Annotated in this window: 12 protein-coding genes; 4 read left to right on the forward strand and 8 right to left on the reverse strand. The window is 41.4% G+C overall.

What is annotated here, in order from left to right:
• Nucleotides 1-42 precede the first annotated feature (42 nt).
• Both PBF_RS02310 and PBF_RS02315 read right to left on the reverse strand, forming a co-directional pair.
• Nucleotides 43-708: a vWA domain-containing protein gene (locus tag PBF_RS02310; protein ID WP_035326556.1), complete on the reverse strand. Its 666-nt coding sequence runs from the start codon at nucleotides 706-708 to the stop codon at nucleotides 43-45.
• A gap of 74 nt (nucleotides 709-782) precedes the next feature.
• A complete protein-coding gene (locus tag PBF_RS02315) occupies nucleotides 783-1,844 on the reverse strand; it encodes a M20 family metallopeptidase (RefSeq protein ID WP_035326557.1) in 1,062 nt (353 codons plus the stop codon).
• 320 nt (nucleotides 1,845-2,164) lie between these two features.
• Between PBF_RS02315 and PBF_RS02320 the strand changes: the two genes are divergently transcribed.
• Nucleotides 2,165-2,668, forward strand: a complete 504-nt coding sequence (locus PBF_RS02320) for a DoxX family protein (protein WP_035326619.1) — start codon at nucleotides 2,165-2,167, stop codon at nucleotides 2,666-2,668.
• A 56-nt stretch (nucleotides 2,669-2,724) separates the two neighbouring features.
• Here the strand turns inward: PBF_RS02320 and PBF_RS02325 are convergent, their stop codons facing one another.
• From PBF_RS02325 to PBF_RS02330, 3 genes are all read right to left on the reverse strand, one after another.
• Nucleotides 2,725-2,913: a YfhD family protein gene (locus PBF_RS02325; RefSeq protein ID WP_035326558.1), complete on the reverse strand. Its 189-nt coding sequence runs from the start codon at nucleotides 2,911-2,913 to the stop codon at nucleotides 2,725-2,727.
• A 93-nt stretch (nucleotides 2,914-3,006) separates the two neighbouring features.
• Complete coding sequence (locus PBF_RS25290; RefSeq protein WP_081757217.1) at nucleotides 3,007-3,132, reverse strand: YfhE family protein; 126 nt, start codon at nucleotides 3,130-3,132, stop codon at nucleotides 3,007-3,009.
• 74 nt (nucleotides 3,133-3,206) lie between these two features.
• On the reverse strand, nucleotides 3,207-4,112 hold the full coding sequence (locus tag PBF_RS02330) for a TIGR01777 family oxidoreductase (protein ID WP_035326560.1): 906 nt from the start codon (nucleotides 4,110-4,112) through the stop codon (nucleotides 3,207-3,209).
• A gap of 104 nt (nucleotides 4,113-4,216) precedes the next feature.
• Here PBF_RS02330 and recX point away from each other — a divergent pair, with 104 nt between their 5' ends.
• A complete protein-coding gene (gene recX, locus PBF_RS02335) occupies nucleotides 4,217-5,020 on the forward strand; it encodes a recombination regulator RecX (RefSeq protein ID WP_035326561.1) in 804 nt (267 codons plus the stop codon).
• An 18-nt stretch (nucleotides 5,021-5,038) separates the two neighbouring features.
• On the opposite strand, the gene PBF_RS02340 is transcribed toward recX, so the two are convergent.
• Nucleotides 5,039-5,710 (reverse strand): SDR family NAD(P)-dependent oxidoreductase, encoded by a 672-nt coding sequence (locus PBF_RS02340; protein ID WP_035326562.1) that lies wholly within the window; start codon nucleotides 5,708-5,710, stop codon nucleotides 5,039-5,041.
• A gap of 178 nt (nucleotides 5,711-5,888) precedes the next feature.
• On the opposite strand from PBF_RS02340, the gene PBF_RS02345 reads away from it, so the two are divergent.
• On the forward strand, nucleotides 5,889-6,218 hold the full coding sequence (locus PBF_RS02345; protein WP_035326563.1) for a YfhH family protein: 330 nt from the start codon (nucleotides 5,889-5,891) through the stop codon (nucleotides 6,216-6,218).
• Between the two features lie 60 nt (nucleotides 6,219-6,278).
• Here the strand turns inward: PBF_RS02345 and PBF_RS25295 are convergent, their stop codons facing one another.
• Nucleotides 6,279-6,437, reverse strand: coding sequence for a YpzG family protein (locus tag PBF_RS25295; protein ID WP_009335831.1), 159 nt, complete (start codon nucleotides 6,435-6,437; stop codon nucleotides 6,279-6,281).
• Between the two features lie 19 nt (nucleotides 6,438-6,456).
• Nucleotides 6,457-6,627, reverse strand: coding sequence for a small, acid-soluble spore protein K (locus PBF_RS02350; RefSeq protein WP_035326564.1), 171 nt, complete (start codon nucleotides 6,625-6,627; stop codon nucleotides 6,457-6,459).
• 127 nt (nucleotides 6,628-6,754) lie between these two features.
• Between PBF_RS02350 and PBF_RS02355 the strand changes: the two genes are divergently transcribed.
• On the forward strand, nucleotides 6,755-7,024 hold the full coding sequence (locus tag PBF_RS02355; protein ID WP_035326565.1) for a YfhJ family protein: 270 nt from the start codon (nucleotides 6,755-6,757) through the stop codon (nucleotides 7,022-7,024).
• Nucleotides 7,025-7,083: the final 59 nt, after the last annotated feature.

Below are 7,083 nucleotides of genomic sequence, written 5' to 3' on the forward strand. Positions count from 1 at the left end.
GGCGGACTTGATAACGATCAGATCCGCCTTTTCGCTAATCTATTAAATGACATTTTTTTCTTTTGCTTCTTTTAGCCAGTCCGGGAATTCGTTGAGCAGGAGGTCATATAGTTCATTATCAGAAATGGCCTCTACATCTTTTATGTGGAAAAAATTTGCGTTATCAATATAGCGGCCATCCATTTCATCCAGCTTTTCCAATACTTCAAAGTTTGAATCGCCTATCCCGACAAACTGCCAGAACAATGGTTTATCGGATGATGAAACAACGGGTTTTTTGATGGTTCTTTTGCAGCCGCCATCATTGATGAAAACAATGAACGCAGGATCTTTGCTCGGATCTTCGGAGGTATATTTCTGAATGACATCCTCCATTACCGGAGGTTCATCATTTCTTCCGAATTTGTGTATCAGATCATTATTTAAAATATACTGATCCACATATCCTTCAAAATCATGTTCGGTTACCGGCTTCAGCCTGGAAAATTCATTATCATAGACCCAGACATCCAATGCACCATCATCATCAAATTGACTGGCAACTGCTAAGATTCTCTCCACAACCCTCTGGACGGTCCCATTTTTATATAACTTGCGCATGGAGCCGGAAATGTCCAGCACCAAACCTACTCTGGCAGTGACATTTGTCAGATTCTTTTTTTCCAGTACAATGCCTGCTGATTTTTTTAATAAACTAATAGAGCTCATTTCTGTGGAATCCCCCTTTTATCATATATTCTGATTTTTACATATCGGGAGACTATCAGCATTAAAAAAGCCATCTAATTTGAAAATTTCATAGCAAAGTCGATAAGCATTCTTTCATATAAATGGATGGAATGCGGCAGAACGTATTCCTTATCTCCGTGCCAGTTCATGCCGGTTGGGCCAAATTCGATGGCAGGAATCCCGTAATTGGCAAAGAACACAGTATCCGCAGAACCATGCTGTCCAAAGAAAACAGCTTTATCTTCTGTGTGCTTTTCCACAATGGGTTCGAGCATGAGGATGAAAGGGTTATCTCTGGCTGTCACAAGCGGCTTTGAAAACATATTCATGATAATTTCCCCATCTGTGATATTTTCAATTTGTTTGATGATTTCTTCATGGTTCTGCTGCGGCAAATAGCGGATATCATACGACATTACACATTTTTCAGGCACCTTATTATAAACATCCCCTCCGGTTATTTTTGCAAGATTAATTGAAGGGTATGGGTAGAATTCAGATGATTCCTTTGCAAAAGGCAATTTTAATAGTTTTTGATGTACTTCAAAAGCCTTTTCGATAGCATTGACTCCTTCCCATGGACGGCTCCCGTGGGCCGGATCTCCTTCTATCTCGATGTCCAGCCTGATAACGCCTTTTGCTTCGAGCGCAATTCCAAGCTGAGTGGGTTCAGAGCAAATGACAAAATCGCCGCGATATCCCTGTTCTGCTAAATACCCGGAACAATTAAAGCCGCCGATTTCTTCATCTGAAACAATTTGAATCTGTATTTTTACGCCTAAGGGCATATTTTTGAGCTCTTTTACTGCGCACATCATGGCGGCAACACCGGCTTTCATATCCGCGGCTCCACGTCCATAAATCTTATCGCGGACTTCTACAGGAATGAACTGTTCATCCTTTCCTGAGACAACATCCACATGTCCGTTAAAAATAATGGTCTGATCACCGCTTCCGATTTCACAGACAGCCATTTTATAGCCATTATTTTCGATGATTCTGGAAGGGAGATCATGTCCTGACAGCCATTGATGGCAATATTCAATGGCCTGGTTTGCTCCCTCCTTTGAAGAGCTGTCAATGGAAATGAGATCTTTCAGTAAGTTTTCAAGCATATGTCAAAGGTCCTCCTTTATTACAGCAATAAATTTACACAGTCCTCTCTTACTATTCCCGCTTTGGGAGGATGAAAACAGCCTGTTTTATGATGGCCCAATAATTGTGAAGAATTGGTGAAGTGTATTGCGAAAAGGGGAGGGATGGAGTATATTATAAGTGAGGAAAGTTAGTGAAGGATTTCACAAATGGATTTAAAAATACTTCACTACAGTATCCTTTCCTCCTAAGAGCTGGCCGGCTTTTTAATCCCCAAGCGGGAAAAAAATTTAAAATTTTATGTGAAATTATTCACAATAATAACACGGAGATGATTATGATGAAATGGTGGAAAACTCCTCAGGCAGCAGTTGTGTGGACAGTATTAAGGGTCTGGCTTGGTATACAATGGCTTGAAGCAGGATGGCATAAGGTAGCAGACGGATTTGATGCAGGCGGATTCATGCAGGGGGCTATTGCCAAAGCCGCTGGCGATCATCCTGCAGTACAGGGCTGGTATGCGGGATTCCTTGAAAATGTAGCACTGCCAAACGCGGATTTATTCAGCACTTTAGTGGCATGGGGCGAAGTTCTTGTCGGGATTGGACTTATCCTTGGAGCCGCGACCATTCCGGCTTTGATTGCAGCAGCTTTCATGAATCTAAACTTCTTATTAGCAGGAACAACAAGCACTAACCCAATTCTGTATACAGCAGCAATCATTCTTCTATTTACAGGCGCAGGTGCTTACTACTGGGGAATTGACAGATTCGCTTATCCCTATATTAAGACAAAGATGAAAGGCGGTCACCACATAGACAAAAGAGAAGCACACACCCATTAAGCTGAAAAATGAAGAAGCAGGAACCTGATGGTCCTGCTTCTTTTTTACTCTTTGGCTTAGCGTTTTTGCCTGCTTTTTGCCCGCTGATCGGCAGCCTTGGAACGTGCCATTGCCTCGAGATCTTCGTGATCGGCGAGTTCGCGGTTAAATTCTACGTCAATGCCGTCAGATTTCATGTTTTTCGGTACTTGTGGAAGTGATGCTTTGTTTTTATCACGAGTTTTATGTCCATGTGCACGGCCCATTGCAAATAACCCCTTTCAGCAATAAAGGTACGGAAACTCAGGTGTTTCCGTACCTTTATCATGTACCATAGGTCAGGGCGGTATGAGTGGAAATTAATGTTTAGACTGTCTGCCTGCAAATCCGCCAGCTTTGTCAGCCCGTTTGAATTCTCTTGAATAAGTTACTTCCTGCATGCTTGATAAAGTGCTTTTGGATTTGTCTTTTTTCTTTTTATCCACTTTGCATCATCCTTTCAGAATAAGGGTACACACTTCCCATATTTTTCCCTTATTTGACATAAAAGATACAAATTTCATTGATAAATATTCCTGAGAGCTGACCTTAAATCCGGATATAAGAAGTCATAGCCGAATGCCTGCAATTTGGCGGGAAGCACTTTTTGCCCCTCTAATACCAGGGTGCTCATCTCCCCGAGAGCTATTTTTAGTGCAAAACCGGGAGCGGGCATCCAGTGGGGACGATTAAGGACTTCACCGAGTGTTTTTCCAAATTGTTTCATTGTCAGGGGATTTGGAGATGTAAAGTTAACGGGACCCTGAAGCTGCTCATGTTCAATGCAAAAAAGGATTCCGTTTACAACATCATCTAAATGAATCCAGGAAACCCATTGATCACCTGTTCCAACAGGCCCTCCGGCAAATAATTTGTAGGGAAGGGCCATTCGCGGAAGGGCACCATCGTTCTTTTCAAGGATGATTCCAAACCTGCAGAAAACGGTCCGCACTTCAAATTCTTCTGCTTTGGAGGCCTCTTCTTCCCAGCGTCTTACGGTTTCAGCTAAAAAATCAGTGCCGCTTTTCCTGGTGGCTTCAGTAAAGGTTTCATTCCGGGATGTGCCATAGTAACCGACCGCACTGGCATTGATTAATGTATACGGCTTTTCTTCAAGGCGGCTAATGATGCGGAGAACTTCCATTGTGGCTGTAATGCGGCTGTTTAATATACGCTTTTTACGTTCATCTGTCCATCTTCCGCTGTTAATGGACTCACCAGCCAGGTTGATAAACACGTCAATGCCTTCCAGAGCATCCTCAGGTGAGTTATCATCGTTCAGCCATTGTACATAATTCAAATTTTTAGATGGGCGTTTATCAGCTGTATTTCTTGTAAGAATAAATAGTTCATGTTTTTTCTCCAGTAATTTTTTTACTAAGGCGCTTCCAACAAAACCAGTTCCGCCGGCGATAGCTATTCTCATGGGTGATTCCCCTTTCAAGTGTCATCTACTTTGGTACATTTTACGACGTTTTCTTTCAAAATCCTTTTTTGGATGTGTTACATTTAAGATAAGAGGTGGAGAAAATGCCGACTATTACGAAAATCACTGTTCAGAAAAAAAACACAGACCGCTACAATATATATATGGATTATGGGAAAGGTGAAGAATATGCATTTAGTGTGGATGAAGATGTTTTAATTAAGCATCAGCTCAAAAAAGGAATGGAACTTGATGAATTCTCTTTAAATGAAATTGGCTACCAGGATGATATCCGGAAAGCCTATAACAGGGCTATTCATTATTTATCCAGAAGAATGCGCTCAGAAACCGAAGTCCGCAAACATTTAGCTGAAAAAGAAGTTGAAGAACCGGTTATTCAGGAAGTTATCCACAAATTGTATGATTACCATTTTTTAAACGATGAAGAATTTGCAGCAGCTTTTGTGCGTACACAAATGAACACATCAGATAAAGGGAAAGGTCTGATCCGCACAGAACTAAAGGAGAAAGGGATTTCTCCCCAATTAATCGAACAGGCATTGGAGGAATATCCAAGGGAGGCTGAATTATCTGCCGCCATAAGGCTTTGTGAAAAGTATTCAAAGAAATATGCACGTGATTCATCAAAAATCCTTAAACAAAAGCTGGAACAGATGTTAATGCGCAAAGGCTTTAATTTCGACATCATTCAAGAAGCCGCAGCTGAAACGGAGATTGATAAAGAAGAGGATGAAGAACTGGCTGCCCTGAGGTTTCAGGCGGAAAAAGCGAGGAAGAAATATGCGAGCCTTCCTGAGTTTGAATACAACCAGAAAATGAAGCAGATCTTATTCAGAAAAGGTTTTTCTTTTGACCTGATAGAGCAAGTTTTAAATGATGAAGAATAACACATGGAAGCCCATGTGTTATTTTTTAGACTCGATGATAATTGAATCTTCTTCCATATGATCAAGAATCATTGCTGCCACTTCTTTAGGCGAACGAAGTCTCGATTTGTCCTTGATATGGTCGCTTTCATCCCAGAAAGGGGTGTCCATGCCGCCCATATAAACCGCTTTAACTTTAATAGTTGTATTCTCCAGTTCCTTCTGAAGGCTCTCAGTAAAGCCTCTTACAGCGAATTTGCTTGCCACATACACGGATTCATTTACTTTTCCTTTTAAGCCCGCAGTCGAAATGATATTCATTAGCAGGCCTTCGTTTTTTTCTTTTAAAAAGGGCAGAACGGCCTGTGTCATATAAATGGTGCCCAGCGTGTTAGTGTCGAACATTTCCTGAATGTTTTGCTCTGAAAGGCTGTTAAAAGGCCCGAAATGCCCAACTCCGGCATTGTTTATCAGGCCATAGAGTTCATGATTTTGGATTTGCGTCATCAATTTGCTGATCTCTTTGGTTTGTGTGATATCTACTGTGTAGGATTGAGCGCTTCCCCCGGCTTCATGAATTTCCTGTTCCACGCTCTGCAGCTTGTCCATTGTCCTGCCTGTTAAAATAGTATGGAATCCCTGGTTTGCAAATAATAAAGCAAGCTCTTTTCCTAAACCCGACCCCGCGCCGGTAATGATGACTGACTTCATCTGAATCCTCCTTTGAAACGTCTTATAATCACCATCTTAGCAAAAAAGTCCAATACATGCGATTAGGCATCAAAACAAAAAGCAGGAGCCTTTTCTTAACAGGCAATTTCTCATATACTTAGCTATGGAAGCCTTAACAGTAAATGTAACTATCTGAAGAAAGTAAGAGGATGTTAATATGCAGGAAAAAAGATACAGTACAATGACTACGTATGAACTTCAGCAGGAAATTGCCGGCTTAAATGAAAAAGCAAGGAAAGCGGAACAGATGGGAATGGTAAATGAGTATGCCGTGCTTGAACGCAAAGTCATAATGGCGAAATCCTACCTGCTTAACCCTGATGATTTTCTTCCCGGAGAAATTTATGAAATCGACGGAGATCCGGGAGTTTACTTTAAGATTGACTACATGAATGGTGTATTTGCCTGGGGATTCCGGCTGAATGGAAGCAAAGGTGAAGAGGCTCTGCCCATTTCCATGCTAAAAAAATTAGAGAAAAAAGAATGACCTAAAAGGCAGTAAGAAACAATCAGAGGGGGAAAAGCCCCCGCTGATTGAAGTATCACTTTAAGAGTTTTTGCGAATCTGCCGTTTTAAAATAATGAGGTCTTGAGTTTGCTGGGTCTCGCCATTTACTTGTGAATGTGCACGCTTTGGCCTGAAGTGCGGTGAAGTAAATGGACTGGAATAAGGATTATCTCCAAAAAAGTTTTTGCTGTTTCCCATAACCAAGCCTCCCTGTATTTTAAAATTCAGGTGTGTCACTTTCACGGTTTGATGAAGCTTTCATTCGTTCCTGAGGGTGTGTGTTAATCGTGCCGTCAGCCCGGCGTGAAGCATACTCCGCTTTTGCCCGTGGCTCACCCTCCAATTTAATATTGTTCTGATTTGGGAAATTTCTCGCTTTATTGCGCATAACAAGCCTCCTAAACCGGAATAAGAGCGTGACCGGCATTTAGCCAATCACGTAATACTATTATCTGTATTTTACGGAAGGCTATGAAGGATTAAGGGAATTAATAAATGGAAAAGAGGTGATTTTTATGAATGAGTACCAGCAAAAACTTTATGAGCTTTTATTGGAAAAGAATAACATGCTTTCAGCAAGTCAGGCCCGGACATGGATTGAGCTGCTCTGGGAAGATTTCGAAGCAACATATGCCAAAGCTGGAAGGGAATACAAAGGTGCTGAATTGACAGAAAGAATTGTAAGACAATGGATAGATAACTATGGCAGCAGGCTCCATGAATTTGTTGCCAATAATCCTAAATACAAGCATTTGCTTGAGCAGGATAAGAATAAGCTAAACTAAAAACAGGCTGCCATTATGAACTGTACCCCCATTTACGGACAGTTTATAAAAAAGCGCCT

Source organism: Cytobacillus firmus DS1 (assembly GCF_000565285.1).
Taxonomy (GTDB): Bacteria; Bacillota; Bacilli; order Bacillales; family Cytobacillaceae; genus Cytobacillus; species Cytobacillus firmus_A.